The 13,490-nt window shown below is 40.6% G+C and carries 12 protein-coding genes; all 12 read left to right on the top strand.

The window, feature by feature from the left end:
* Positions 1-33: 33 nt before the first annotated feature.
* The 12 genes from FSB73_RS20255 to FSB73_RS20305 all read left to right on the top strand — a co-directional run bounded on the left by FSB73_RS20255 (position 34) and on the right by FSB73_RS20305 (position 13,442).
* Complete coding sequence (locus FSB73_RS20255) at positions 34-1,551, top strand: SusD/RagB family nutrient-binding outer membrane lipoprotein (protein WP_146786461.1); 1,518 nt, start codon at positions 34-36, stop codon at positions 1,549-1,551.
* A gap of 249 nt (positions 1,552-1,800) precedes the next feature.
* Positions 1,801-4,323 carry a phosphocholine-specific phospholipase C gene (locus FSB73_RS20260; protein WP_146786464.1) on the top strand — a complete coding sequence of 841 codons (2,523 nt, stop codon included), beginning with the start codon at positions 1,801-1,803 and terminating at the stop codon, positions 4,321-4,323.
* Positions 4,324-4,695: 372 nt separating this feature from the next.
* Complete coding sequence (locus tag FSB73_RS23530; RefSeq protein WP_192904078.1) at positions 4,696-5,073, top strand: CBU_0592 family membrane protein; 378 nt, start codon at positions 4,696-4,698, stop codon at positions 5,071-5,073.
* A 374-nt stretch (positions 5,074-5,447) separates the two neighbouring features.
* On the top strand, positions 5,448-5,897 hold the full coding sequence (locus tag FSB73_RS20270) for an RNA polymerase sigma factor (protein WP_146786467.1): 450 nt from the start codon (positions 5,448-5,450) through the stop codon (positions 5,895-5,897).
* The gene (locus tag FSB73_RS27795; RefSeq protein ID WP_225974876.1) at positions 5,894-6,055 is read left to right on the top strand and encodes an RNA polymerase sigma factor; all 162 of its coding nucleotides are present in this window, start codon (positions 5,894-5,896) and stop codon (positions 6,053-6,055) included. The genes FSB73_RS20270 and FSB73_RS27795 overlap by 4 nt, the downstream gene beginning before the upstream one ends.
* Before the next feature lie 55 nt (positions 6,056-6,110).
* Positions 6,111-6,395, top strand: a complete 285-nt coding sequence (locus FSB73_RS20280; RefSeq protein WP_146786470.1) for a hypothetical protein — start codon at positions 6,111-6,113, stop codon at positions 6,393-6,395.
* A 71-nt stretch (positions 6,396-6,466) separates the two neighbouring features.
* The gene (locus tag FSB73_RS20285) at positions 6,467-7,279 is read left to right on the top strand and encodes a FecR family protein (RefSeq protein ID WP_146786472.1); all 813 of its coding nucleotides are present in this window, start codon (positions 6,467-6,469) and stop codon (positions 7,277-7,279) included.
* A 461-nt stretch (positions 7,280-7,740) separates the two neighbouring features.
* The gene (locus FSB73_RS20290) at positions 7,741-8,865 is read left to right on the top strand and encodes a TonB-dependent receptor plug domain-containing protein (RefSeq protein ID WP_146786475.1); all 1,125 of its coding nucleotides are present in this window, start codon (positions 7,741-7,743) and stop codon (positions 8,863-8,865) included.
* A gap of 76 nt (positions 8,866-8,941) precedes the next feature.
* Complete coding sequence (locus FSB73_RS20295) at positions 8,942-10,813, top strand: SusC/RagA family TonB-linked outer membrane protein (protein WP_158639633.1); 1,872 nt, start codon at positions 8,942-8,944, stop codon at positions 10,811-10,813.
* A gap of 11 nt (positions 10,814-10,824) precedes the next feature.
* Complete coding sequence (locus tag FSB73_RS25730; protein WP_225974212.1) at positions 10,825-11,172, top strand: RagB/SusD family nutrient uptake outer membrane protein; 348 nt, start codon at positions 10,825-10,827, stop codon at positions 11,170-11,172.
* Between the two features lie 289 nt (positions 11,173-11,461).
* The gene (locus FSB73_RS25735) at positions 11,462-12,448 is read left to right on the top strand and encodes a RagB/SusD family nutrient uptake outer membrane protein (protein WP_225974213.1); all 987 of its coding nucleotides are present in this window, start codon (positions 11,462-11,464) and stop codon (positions 12,446-12,448) included.
* A 130-nt stretch (positions 12,449-12,578) separates the two neighbouring features.
* Complete coding sequence (locus FSB73_RS20305) at positions 12,579-13,442, top strand: helix-turn-helix domain-containing protein (RefSeq protein ID WP_225974214.1); 864 nt, start codon at positions 12,579-12,581, stop codon at positions 13,440-13,442.
* The last annotated feature ends 48 nt before the right edge of the window (positions 13,443-13,490 follow it).

A 13,490-nucleotide genomic window follows, 5' to 3' on the forward strand; every position in this document is an offset into this window, starting at 1 on the left:
GGTAATCGAATTAACGCTTTTAAAATCAAGATAATGAAAAATATACTTATAATTAGCTTACTTTGCCTGAGCCTTGCGATCAGCTCTTGCAAAAAGTTTAGTGATTTTCAGCAAAACCCGAACCTACCTACGGTAGCCGACCCTTCTTCCTTATTACCCAATATCGAAGTTGCTGTTTTTGCCAATATTTCTGCTGACGCCGACTTGGCAAGCAGATATTTGGTATACACACAGTCCAAAGCCTCTTCCCAATATTATAGTTGGACCAGAAGTGGATTTAGTTATGGAGGTATCACCCAGGTGGTCAAAATGGAACAGGAAGCCAGCAGAACCGGTAAAACAAATTACAGATATCTGGGGAAATTCTTTCGTGCCTATTATATTATCAATATGACACTAGCCTTTGGAGACGTCCCCTATTCAGAGATGATGCAATCCATTGAAAATAATAATTTTGATCCTGCGGCCACAAAACCGGCATATGATGCCCAAAAGGATATTTATGCTGGCATATTGGCTGATCTCAAAATAGCCGCAGATTCACTTTCTGAAGATTTGGGCAGCATTAATGGCGATATCATCTATAGTGGCAATATCAACCAATGGAAAAAGCTGATCAATTCCTATAGACTCCGGCTATTAATCAGCCTGTCACATCACCAGGATGATGCCACGCTAAATATCAAAGGTCAATTTAAATCCATTGTAGACAATCCGGATAAATATCCTGTATTTACCTCTAATGACGATAACGGGCAATTGCAGTATTATGCCCTTGCTGGTAATCGCTATCCGTATTTTAACGATAACAGCATGAAAACGGATTATTATCTGGACAGTACCTTTGTGCATATGTTGCAGCAGTTAAAAGACCCCAGACTCTTTGTTTACGCTAAGCCGACACCCAATGCCGTGGCAGCTGATCTGGATCCGACCGATTTTACGGCTTATGGAGGCTTAAGAGGTAGTGCCACCCTGGATTATAATACCAGCAAACGTGGCAAAGGAACTGCCTCGCAGATCAATAATCGTTATGCTTATGATAGCATTAATGAGCCAAGCCTGTTAATGGGTTATCCTGAGCTTGAATTTATCCTGGCAGAAGCCGCCGCCAGAAAATGGATCCAGGCGGATCCAAACACCTATTATAAACAAGGGATTCAGGCAGCATTAGAATTTTCCCATTACACGCATGCCAATATCAGTGGGGCCACATATAGTGAAGCAGACATCCAGAATTACCTTAATTCACCTGCGATTGTGCTAAAGCCTGGTCAGGAAATCGCCCAGATTCTTACACAAAAGTATATCAGTTTGTTTATGCAATGCGGCTGGCTTTCATTTTATGAACAACGACGCACAGGCTATCCTGTGTTTGATGTCAGCGGAGGCGGTGTCACGAATAGGATTAATGGTCAGCCTGCCGTTGCGTTGCGCTGGAATTATCCGTCAGATGAATATACGAATAATGCTGACAACCTGGAGGCTGCCATCAAAAGGCAATATCCTGAAGGAGATAATATCAATGGGCAAATGTGGTTAATAAAATAAAAAAATAACCATAAATAGCGGCCAATATTACCCTAATAACCCTAAAAAAAATTATATTTAAACTTTGGGCTACAACCGTACTTTTTTTGACCGGACAAATCTGATACAATGCAGGGCACCGGATTCAAAAAATAAGTGATATTATAGCAGAAATATTGCACCCTTGAGGATTCAGTAAATTAAAGAATTATGCTGAATGTTTCTGATAAAGGTCCAGCAAAACCAATTAACTAAGTAAATCATATTAAGATGCGTAACAACAATGCCGCTGGCAATAATAAAGACAAAAACCCTAACAATAAAAGTAATAGTAATAGTAATAACAGAAGTAATTACCAGGCCGAAGATATTGAAAATAAACCCTTCGATCAATGCTCACATACGGCAACCACCACAACCAGAAGAGAATTTTTAAAAAATGCAGCCATCCTCTCTGGAGCAGCTGGTCTAACAAGTGTGTTGCCTTTTTCAATACAAAAAGCCATGGCCATCAATGCGGATAAAAACACGACATTTTATGACGCAGAGCATATTGTTTTACTCATGCAGGAAAATAGGTCTTTTGATCATATATTCGGCTCCATGAAAGGCGTACGGGGATTTAATGACCCCAGAGCTAAACGTCTGCCATCTGGTGACAAAGTCTGGATTCAGCGGGATAAGGACGGGAGGGCATTCCCACCTTTCCATATCGATATTCAGAAAACCAAAGTTACCTGGCAAGGAGGCCTGGCACATAGCTGGAAGGACCAGTCCTTGGCTAGAAATGATGGAAAATATGACCAGTGGATCCCCCAGAAATCAGCCATGACAATGGGGCATTACCAAAGAGAGGATGTACCTTTTTATTATGCCATGGCGGATGCCTTTACACTTTGCGATCATAATTTTTGTTCGTCGCTAACAGGAACAACGCCCAACCGCTTGTTTTTTTGGACAGGTAATATACGCCCTGATCTTTCTGATAGTTCAGTACCAGCGGTGGAGAATTATTTTGCCGAATCCAGGGACAATGCCTACGTCGATTGGAGTACATTTCCTGAATTATTGGAAGACAGTCAGGTCAGCTGGAAAATCTATCAAAATGAGCTCTGGACGGTTAATCTACAACCTGATAAACGGGATTACTGGTTGGGCAATTATGGAGATAATGCCATTGAATACGTTAAACGTCATAATGTCAAGCTATCCGCTTATTTTAGAAAGAATGGAGACCATACGGTAAAACCAGCCCTGAGTGCCGCTGAAGTAGTGTCCAAATTTAATAAATTGTCTGCCAAGGGTAAAAATCTGGTAAATAAAGCTTTTACCACCAATATTGACGAGAAAGGCGATTACCTCAAACTAACCGATTTTACCTATACGGATGATAAAGGAAAGAAATGGACCATAGAAATCCCGAAAAACGATATATTTAAACAATTCAGGCAGGATGTTCAAACCGGCGAGCTACCTACCGTTTCCTGGCTGGTAGCACCGCAAAGCTTTTCTGATCATACCAGTACACCCCTCTATGGCACTTGGTATGTGTCGCAGGTACTGGATATTCTGACGCAGAATCCAGAAGTCTGGAAGAAAACCATCTTTATTCTGAATTATGATGAAAATGATGGTTATTATGACCATCTTCCACCCTTTGTCGTACCCAGACCAGGTGATCCATTAGCTGGCAAAGTCAGTCCAGGTATCGATACTTGGGCGGATTATCATAAAAAAGACGACCTGCCCATAGGATTAGGCTACCGTGTTCCTATGATCATCGCCTCCCCCTGGAGTAAGGGCGGATTTGTCAATTCTCAAATTTCAGATCATACGTCCATTTTGATGTTTTTGGAGAACTTTTTACATAGAAAAACAGGAAAACAAATAAAGAGTCCACATGTCAGTACATGGCGAAGAGCAGTATGCAGTGATCTGAGTTCAGCTTTCCGTCCTTACCGGGGAGAGAAAATACCGCTGCCAGATTTTCTGGATAAAGACGCTTCCATAATCCGGATACAAAATGCCCGCAATAAACCCAAGCAGTTGATACCTGATCCGCTTACAGATAAGGAGATTGAACTGATTAATCGTCTACCCAGCTTTGATCCCAAATGTGCAGCATTTATGCCCACACAGGAAAAAGGCATTCGGCCAGCCTGCGCTTTGCCCCATCAATACATAGTGGAAGGGAATTTTAAGCCCAATGACAAGGTTATTCAGCTCAAGTTAGGGGTTGAAAGCTTACCAGGAACCCCAAATGAACATACTAAAGGTGGCGCCTTTAAAATGTATACTACTGGCGTCTTCAATAAAGAAAAAGGGAAAACCTGGCATTACGCTACTGGAGCAGACATGACTGTGGAAGATGAAATTGACATCAATAGATTTGAAGATCAGCAGTATGACCTGCATATCGACGGTCCCAATGGATTTTACAGAGGCCTAGCAGGGGGTGCAAATGACCCTCATTTGGAAGTTCAGTGTCTGTACGAGAAAAAATCAAAAGGATTTACAGGAGATATAGAACTGGTTCTGCGCAACGCTAGTAATAAAGCGCTAGAAATCCGCTTAAAGGACAATGCCTATAAAACAAAAGATTACGAACTGACACTTGCGGCTGGGTCAGAGAAGAAAGTCGGTATCTCCCTGAAAAAGCAATACGGTTGGTATGACTTTTCGGTGTTCATTAAAAATGAAGAACTTTATCTTAGAAGATATGCGGGGCATGTTGAAACCGGCAAACCTTCCATGACAGATCCGTTTATGGGTGGCATTATTGAAGGATCATAAGGGTAAATGTTTATCTTTATCTGGCCAGTTTAGATGGCACGCCTAATAAGTCCCGAAAATATCCCCTGAAAGTGATCATTATAATTAAAAATGCTCACTTCAGGGGATATTTTACAATGTCAAGGCTCCAAAAAAGGTATTTGAAATGGTAATTTCCTATTATACCTACAAATACTTTTTAGTAAATACAGCGAGAATAGCGCATTTCCCAAGTTTTAACTTCGAGCGTCAAAATTCAACAAAAACGAAGTATTCCATCATGAAACAATGTGGTAATTTTACTTTCCAATCAGCAATTAAAAATTTTGAACCTAAATTTAAATAGGTGTACGCTCCAACGATAGTATCACTCGCTCAAGTAAAATCCATTCTATGAAAATTAAATTCCTGGCTCGCCGACTTTTATTACTGTTCGTTCTTTCCATCTGCGCACAGTTTGTTATGGCCTCTGGCCTCCAATCGGAACAGTATTCAATAAATATAAGTAAAATAAGTATGGTGGCAGGCTGGATAGGAACCGTTTTATATATTTTGGCTTATTTGTTACTTTGCCTTGGAAAATTAACTGCCGGCAGTAAATGCTACCACCTACTCAATATATTGGGGGCACTCGGCTTGATAATCAATGCGGCAGATATGAAGGACTATCCCAGTTTTGTGGTGAATATTATCTGGATGATTATAGCTGGAATTACATTGTGGTTATTAATTAAGAAAGGAATGGCTACAGGAGAAACTTCCAAAACTTGACACCAGGCAATAATAAAAGAAATTTTCATTGATAACGCTTAAGTCACAGACATTCAGTCGACAAGGTGCATAAGCGTTGTCGCTATCACACTTGCAAAACTAAATGCTAACTGTTATAACTTTGATTATTATAGAAAATTATCTTTTGCGGAATTTATTCCCTTGATTGAAATTACAACACTTCAAAATAAAATTGAATCCAATCTTTTTATAATTTTTCTTTACGCACGAATATACTATCCGCTAACTTATCTGTTAATCAGGGCTATTTGAGTAATCGATGATAATTATCCGCAATCAAATGCATAATATTTTTAGAATTAGTAAGTATTTTTCCATTAACTTCACTTTACCAATTAGGTAATAATTATCCGATGCAAGTATATCCGTCCTATTCAAATGATCAGCTTTTTGAGTTGCTTAAATGCAGCGACGAAGGTGCTTTTGCTGAGATCTTTGCTCGGTATGACAGTCGGATCTACGCATTTATCTTAAAAATGGTCAAAGATCAAAGTATCGCCAGTGATGTAACACAGGAGGTATTTATAAGAATCTGGACCAAACGTAATCTATTGCAAGAGGTGCGTAATATGGAAGCCTATATTTTTACCATCGCTACTAACCTCACTTTAAACCAACTTAAAAAGCGTTTAAGAGAACGCCAGATACGGGATGAACTCCAAATGCAATGGCGCCATAATAAAGCAAGTAATGCAGATAATCTCTTACTATTACATGACTGTGAATCTTTGGTTGCTACTATAGTTGAGCAACTTCCCCCCAACAAAAACGTATTTATAGCCTTAGCCGGGAAGAAGGACTGAATTATGAGGAAATATCACAGCGAATAAATATCTCTCCTAATACAGTTCGCAATCATTTAGTGAAGGCATTGCATACCATCCGAATCTTTATAGAAAAACAAGGTCAGATTCCGCACATTTTACTGCTACTTTATTATTTCCATCAAAATAATCACTAGCGGACTAGTTCAACCTTTTATTTGAGTTGTCTACTTGTTGAAACAGGCAGATAACATGAGTAATAAAGAGCGAATAGAGTATCTTTTACAACGCTACAGCGAAGAAAAGGCCACGCAGGATGAGTTAGAAGAGCTAAGTTCCAGATTAAATAATCCATTGGAAGAACAGCTCGCTAATGAGTGGTTATATAATCAGCTACAGCAACAGCAATCAATTTCTGCCACAGATTTTGACAAAAACAGGCTGGAATCAATCTTGCGACAGATTCATCAGCAAGATGTTACGACAAAAAAACGTACAGGTTTAAACGGTGGTGGCCAGCTGCGGCAGCTGCGCTGATTTTAGCTTTTGCGGCACTTTACAAATTTATTCCCAATCATTCATATTCAAGTAGCAATGCTGAAAATATTGTGCACTCTGTAATTATGCCCGGACATACAGGAGCCGTGTTGCACCTTTCCAACGGTCATAAAATCCTACTGGACAGTCTTCAAAACGGCGCCTTAACTACACAGGGAAACATAAAAGTGATTAAGAAAAATGGCGCGCTTGAATACATTGGCAATTCTGATAAGTTGATATATAACACCATTACGACCAATCGAGGACGCCAATGGGCGCTCACCTTGGCAGATGGTACCAAAGTGTGGCTTAATGCAGAGAGTTCTATTCGTTATCCCTTATCTTTCAATGGAAAAGAAAGAATTGTTGAAATTACCGGGGAAGCTTATTTTGAAGTGGTTCATAATAAAAAGCATCCATTCAAGGTTCGGGTTAAAAATCAGGTTGTAGAAGATTTAGGAACGACCTTTAATATAAATGCCTATAAAGCGGACGTCACTACTACGCTATTAAGTGGATCATTGCGCGTTAATCTTGCAGATAGATCTGCATTACTAAAACCAGGTCAACAGGCCCAGGTAGGCGAGTTTATTCATTTAAAATATGGGGTAAATACAGAAGCAATTACCGCCTGGAAAAATGGATTGTTTCAATTTGATCGTGCAAATCTACAAACCATCATGGAACAGATTAGCAGATGGTATAATGTAAGCGTGGTTTATAACGGACAGCCAAGTATTCGGGAATTTTCGGGTAAAATCCCTCGCAATACGCCCCTATCTGATGTTTTAATGATATTAAAGCAGTTGGGAGTTCATTTCGAGGTGGAGGGCGAAAAGGTAGGGTCAGGTTTGGCTGGTAAAATTGTGGTGTCACCTTAGCCACGTAGAAAAAAGGGAATTTATCCAATAAAAAGCCGAAAGTGAGCTCAAGCACCTTCGGCATGTCTGGATTATTCAATAAATAAATTTTTAGGAAGATTCATTGTTTCACCCAAACACAACAAAAGTATGCTTTTCACACTTTTTGGCAAAAAATTCGAGCCTAAATCAGGCTCGAGGCTTGTCACAATTAACAAAAACTGGCTAAAAATGAAATTAACAGCCTTTTTTTTGACGATCGTATGCCTGCAGGTCTCCGCCAGTAGCGTGGGTCAGAAAATTACGATTTCGGAAAAAACAACTCCTTTGAGGAAGTTGTATCCAAGATAGAAAAGGCAAGCGGCTGTAATTTCTTTTATGATCAGTCATCCCTTAAGCTGGCCGTTTCTCCAGTAACGATTAGTGTAAAAAATGCCAGCCTGGACAGGGTCTTGCAGCAACTATTTAAAGATCAACCCCGGTTGACATATTCGATTATTGGCAAAGTCGTCCTTATAAAGAAAAAGCCCGAATTAATAAATCCTGGCAGTCTAAGCAGGGTCTCTATTTCTCCGAGAATACCCAACAAACAAATCCTTGTGCACGTAACGGATTCCGCAGGTACTGCCATGGAGAATGCCAGTGTACAGATAGAAGGAACCAAATTAGGCGGTAAAACCAATGAAGATGGCAATATATCTTTCACAAATGTGCCTGATGATGCGTTTTTACTTGTTTCATATGTCGGCTATAAAACCCAGCGAATTGCTTTAAATGACAGGACGCAAATAAATGTACAGTTGCGGGCAACCTCTTATGATCTGGCCGATTTTGTGGTGGTTGGATATGGTGTGCAGAAAAAGGAAACACTCACGGGATCTGTTGTAGCAGTTAAGGGTTCAGAAATTGTAAAAAGCCCGGCTGTAAATATCGCAACTTCGCTTGCAGGTCGCTTGTCGGGTGTTATTATCAATAGCCGATCAGGGGAACCTGGTCGCGATAATCCATCTATTAGCATTCGAGGCAGAAGCACCACAGGTGACGGTTCAGCACTGGTTATTATAGATGGCGTCGAAAGAAGCGGCCTGGGACAGCTCAATCCCAACGACATTGAAAGTATCTCCGTATTAAAAGACGCCTCAGCTGCCATCTACGGTGCCCGGGCAGCCAACGGCGTGATCCTGGTGACAACCAAGCGAGGTATTGCCGGCGCGGCACCACGCGTTAACCTGAGTTTTAACCAAGGTATCACTCAACCGACCCGCAATCCAATTATGGCAGATTCTTATACCTTTGGCAAAGTCTATAATGAAATAGAAGTCGGCGAAGGCAGAGATCCAAGATACACGGACGCCGAACTTCAAAAATACAAAGACGGATCGGATCCCAATTATCCGAATACAGATTGGTATGGCTTTATCGTTAAGGATTGGACTACTCAGCATAGAACTAACCTGTCTGTCAGTGGTGGCAAAAATGGGACGACCTATTACCTGTCTTTGGGAGAAGTGTTGCAAAATGGCCAATATAAAGGTGGAACTGAAAAGATAAAACAATATAATATTCGCTCAAATATCGATGTACAGATTACGAATAATTTTCTATAGGAATGAATCTATCGGGTCGTTTTGACGACAATCATTTTCCCTTCCAGGGGCGAACAATCTAAACAGCCATATCTTTTTGTATCAACCTAACTGGCAACCTTACTGGCCTGGCACCAATTTCCCACAACCCAACAGGGGAAATGAAAGTATTTTAAATTGGGTAAATGACAATAACGGATACCAGAAAGTTAGCACCAATACTTTTCAGACTACGCTGTTTTTTAATTGGAAATTGCCTTGGATAAAAGGATTGTCCTTTGATGGTAGTGGTAGTTATGATCCGCACAGTGTATTCACCAAGACCTTTCAGACACCTACATATGTATATTACAAGGATCCGGCCACTGGTGTGTATACCAAAGGACGTTCTGGTACGGGAGCAGACCTGGCCAGTTTGAGTGACCAAAATGACCTTGGCTCTTTATTTTATCTGGTAGGAAAGCTAAGTTATAATAGAAAATTTGGTAAGCATAACATAAAAGTGCTACTTGGGTATGAGCAACAGACAATCAATAGCAATTGGGATTATGCCTATCGAAGTGACTTTGTTTCAACTGTATTACCTGAGATATCTGCCGGTAGCAGTGATAAAAGTAAACAAAGTAATGACGGATCAGCCTCTCAAGGGGCGCGGAAAAACTATTTCGGAAGGATTAATTATGATTTTGAGGGCAAATACCTAGCTGAATTTACCATGCGGCGCGATGGTTCTCCAAAGTTTGCAGCGACAAGAAGATGGGGCAACTTTCCGAGTGCTTCTGCTGGCTGGAGGATCTCAGAGGAAAAGTTTATGAAAAAATTCAATTTTATCAACGATTTGAAGATCCGGGGTTCTTACGGTATTATGGGCAATGACAAAGTCGCCGATTTCCAATACGTAACCACCTACGGTTTTGGCAGTAACTATGTTATTGGTGGCAAAGATGTCACGGGGTTGGTTCAAACGGGTGTTCCTAATCCTGACATAACTTGGGAAAGAGCCAAAACAGGAAATTTAGGACTCGATGCAAAACTTTGGGATGGGGCGCTAGGTATTACTTTTGATTATTTTAAAACCAGAAGATCAGATATCCTCACTACCAGAAAAGCCGTCATTCCTGGCTATACAGGCCTCACACTCCCTGACGAGAATGTCGGTATTGTTGACAATAGCGGTTTCGAATTGATATTAACACATGATAACAATCGTCGCAAATTAAAGTATCATTTTTCAGGGAACGTTGCCTTTGCCAGAAGTAAAGTTATTTTTAGCGATGAACAACCCGCTGCAGAGCCTTATCAGTTAGCTACAGGACGACCAATTGGTTCTGATTTATTTTACAAGGCCATAGGGATCTTTAAAGATAAGGCACAAATTGATGCCAGTCCGCATTACCTGAATGCGCGACCGGGCGATATTATCTATGAAGACGTCAACAAGGATGGCAATATTGACGCTCTGGATCAAATTCGTATTAACCAAACCAATGTGCCCGAGATTACATTTGGATTTACGGCAAACTTTACCTACAATAATTTTGACTTATCCTTTTTACTTCAAGGACAGGCCAATGCAAAGCAGTATTTTGGAGGCTATTTTCCAGTCATGAGCTACTCACTGGGTAATTTTCTTCAGTGGCGAGCTACTGATCGGTGGACGCCGGATCATACTGCGGCCACTATGCCACGTGCCAGCTATGAACTTTTCAACAATAACACTTCTAAATCAACACAGTGGCTCCTCGATGCAGGGTTTCTACGGTTTAAAAATGTTGAACTTGGTTATAACTTACCTCAAAATACAGTAAAGCGAATCGGTATTCAGAATTTAAGGGTATCTGTCAGTGGCAGTAATCTGTTTATAATCTATGATCATATGAAGGATCTTGGTTTTGATCCTGAGACCTCAGACTACTGGTATTATCCACCGCAGCGCGTCATAAATTTCGGAGTTGACTTAACCTTTTAAATTTAAAGAAAATGAAACTTATAAAATATTTATTTATAATTGTTGTTGCATTTTCATCCTGCAACAAACTGGATTTGACACCACTGGATAAAATATCAGACACAGATACCTGGAATGATCCTGCACTTATCCAGCTCTATGTTAATGCATGCTATAATTCTTTGATGCACGGATTTCAGCAGGATCTATTGTCGGCCGCTTCAGACGACGCGTTTAACATCCACGATCCTGGAAACTTCGCACTGATTCAGAAGGGTGAGTTAACAGCTGATAACGTAACGGATGTCTCAAACAAAATAGATTACTTTGATTATGCTTACGGCTATATACGAACCATCAATATTTTTTTAGCAAGATAGATGCAGCACCAGGTGATCAAAAATTTAAAAACAGTACGACAGGGGAGATGAAATTCATCCGAGCCTGGTTATATGCGAATCTGATCTGGCGATATGGCGATGTACCTCTTATTACAAAAGTATTTGGCTTGCATGATGATTTAAGATTACTAAGTCTTCCTATAATGACTGCGTCAAGTTTATTGTACAAGAGTTAGATGATGCCGCAAAACTACTGCCCCCGGATCAGCCTGAGGGAGAAAAGGGCCGGGCTTCCGCCAATGCCTGTTTGGCATTAAAATCCAGGGTATTGTTATATGCGGCCAGCGAACTAAATAATCCAGATCATGATGATGCAAAATGGCAGGCTGCAGCAGATGCGGCAGCAGCGTTGCTAAATGTTGGATATGAACTAAATCCAGACTATCAACAGACGTTCCTGCAAGACAATAAGGAAATTATTTTTGCCCGTTATTTTACCCAAGCCAATAGTACAGATTTTAATCTTTGGCAAGGTCGTAACGGTTCTAATGGCTGGATGTCTCAAAATCCGACCCAAAATATCGTTAATGCCTATGAAATGGCCGCAACTGGCAAACAGCCTTATGTTGTAAATACAGACGGATCTTTAACACTAAATCCCGGTTCGGGCTATGACCCTCAGCATCCATATGCTGGCAGGGATCCACGTTTTGATGCATCAATTATTCATGATGGCTCCTTGTGGGCCGGAAGAGTAACCGAAACTTATCATGGTGGCATGGATTCGCCAGAAAGCGCCTCTGGTTACAACGCTTCTCTTACTTCTTACGGTTACAAAAAATTTCTAAACGAAGAGATTCCTCCGTCTGGATCAACGGTGAAACCTACGAATCCATGGATATTTTTCAGGTATGCAGAAATCTTATTGAATTATGCGGAGGCTGAATTTGAATTAGGAAACGAAGCAACCGCTCGGAAGTATCTGAATATGGTAAGATCTCGCCCCAGCGTGCATTTGCCAGATGTAACGGATGTTGGCCCGGCGCTAAGGAGCCGCATACAAAATGAACGTCGTGTTGAACTTTCCTTTGAAGGACACCGTTTTTTTGATGTACGCAGGTGGAAAATTGCCAAGGTGGTTTTAAATCAGCCGTTGCTTAGAATGGATATCATTAAGGGGACAGATGGTACCAAGACATATACCATCAAGCAATTACAAGTAAGCAAGTTTTTAGACAAACATTACCTTATTCCTTTCCCACGTGCGGAAGTGGATAAGAGTCTGGGGACTTTAAAGCAGAACGCTGGCTACTAATTAGACTGATATCACTATGATTAACTTAATTCCGTTCAGCCGCCTTTGCGGCCGAACGGAATTAAACTTAAGATTTTAATGACTATTAAAGTTTTTAATGATGAGGCACAATTTTTTTAAATATCTGAATGTGGGCAAATCAGAAAAAGAAAGTGGTATATATGTCACGACTGTAGGTTATTCAAGTGTAACGCCTAATGATCAATATCCAAAAGGTGGTCATCCAGCAAGTCACCAATTAAATTGGGCTAAAGGACGGATCCTCAGCGATTATTATATGGTTTTTATCTCTAAAGGAAAGGGGATGTTTTGTTCTTCTCACTCAGAGCCCACGACAGTAGAGGAAGGTACCTGTTTTTTTCTTTTTCCTGGTATTTGGCATAAGTATCGTCCTGATATACATTCTGGATGGCAAGAATATTGGGTGGGTTTTAATGGCCAATATATCCGGCAATTTATGCAATCTAAAATATTTGATGTACACAGACCCTGCATCGAAATTGGCATGAATAGAGATTTGCTGGTACTTTTTCAAAAAATGGCTGATGCTGTAAAGGCTTCCTTTGTTGGTTATCCTCAACATATTGCAGGTATCACCTTACAAATCCTTGGTGCTGTTTATACTAATGCACAGTTGCTTCAGGTGAACCAATCGCCTGTGGAAAGAGCGATTACAAAGGCTAAGTTTCTAATGCAGGAATCGTTGGAATTGCAGGTAGATCTTCCCGCAATCGCCCGGCAGTTGCCGATGGGTTATTCCGCATTCCGAAAAAACTTTAAAGCCATTACTGGTCAATCTCCGCATCAGTACCTACTAAAATTACGCATTGATAGGGCGCGGGAACTCTTAGAAACGTCATTACTGACCATTGAGGAGATTTCTGAACAAACGGGGTTTGACTGTATCCAATACTTTTGCACCCTATTTAAAAAGAAGGTCGGTCAATCGCCCAATAGCTACAGAAAGAACTTTTTGTTGTATGCAGGTACCTGATTGTAGATATTGACATCCTCTAAATTCTGTATCTCATCCAATGCCGTA

Origin of the sequence: Arachidicoccus ginsenosidivorans (assembly GCF_007971385.1) — a bacterium.
Taxonomy (GTDB): Bacteria; Bacteroidota; Bacteroidia; order Chitinophagales; family Chitinophagaceae; genus Arachidicoccus; species Arachidicoccus ginsenosidivorans.

What these genes read in the sequence shown, in the direction of transcription:
- FSB73_RS20255 (WP_146786461.1), top strand. Translation starts at nt 34, where the DNA reads ATGAAAAATATACTTATAATTAGCTTACTTTGCCTGAGCCTTGCGATC.
- FSB73_RS20260 (WP_146786464.1), top strand. Translation starts at nt 1,801, where the DNA reads ATGCGTAACAACAATGCCGCTGGCAATAATAAAGACAAAAACCCTAAC.
- FSB73_RS23530 (WP_192904078.1), top strand. Translation starts at nt 4,696, where the DNA reads ATGAAAATTAAATTCCTGGCTCGCCGACTTTTATTACTGTTCGTTCTT.
- FSB73_RS20270 (WP_146786467.1), top strand. Translation starts at nt 5,448, where the DNA reads ATGCAAGTATATCCGTCCTATTCAAATGATCAGCTTTTTGAGTTGCTT.
- FSB73_RS20280 (WP_146786470.1), top strand. Translation starts at nt 6,111, where the DNA reads ATGAGTAATAAAGAGCGAATAGAGTATCTTTTACAACGCTACAGCGAA.
- FSB73_RS25730 (WP_225974212.1), top strand. Translation starts at nt 10,825, where the DNA reads ATGAAACTTATAAAATATTTATTTATAATTGTTGTTGCATTTTCATCC.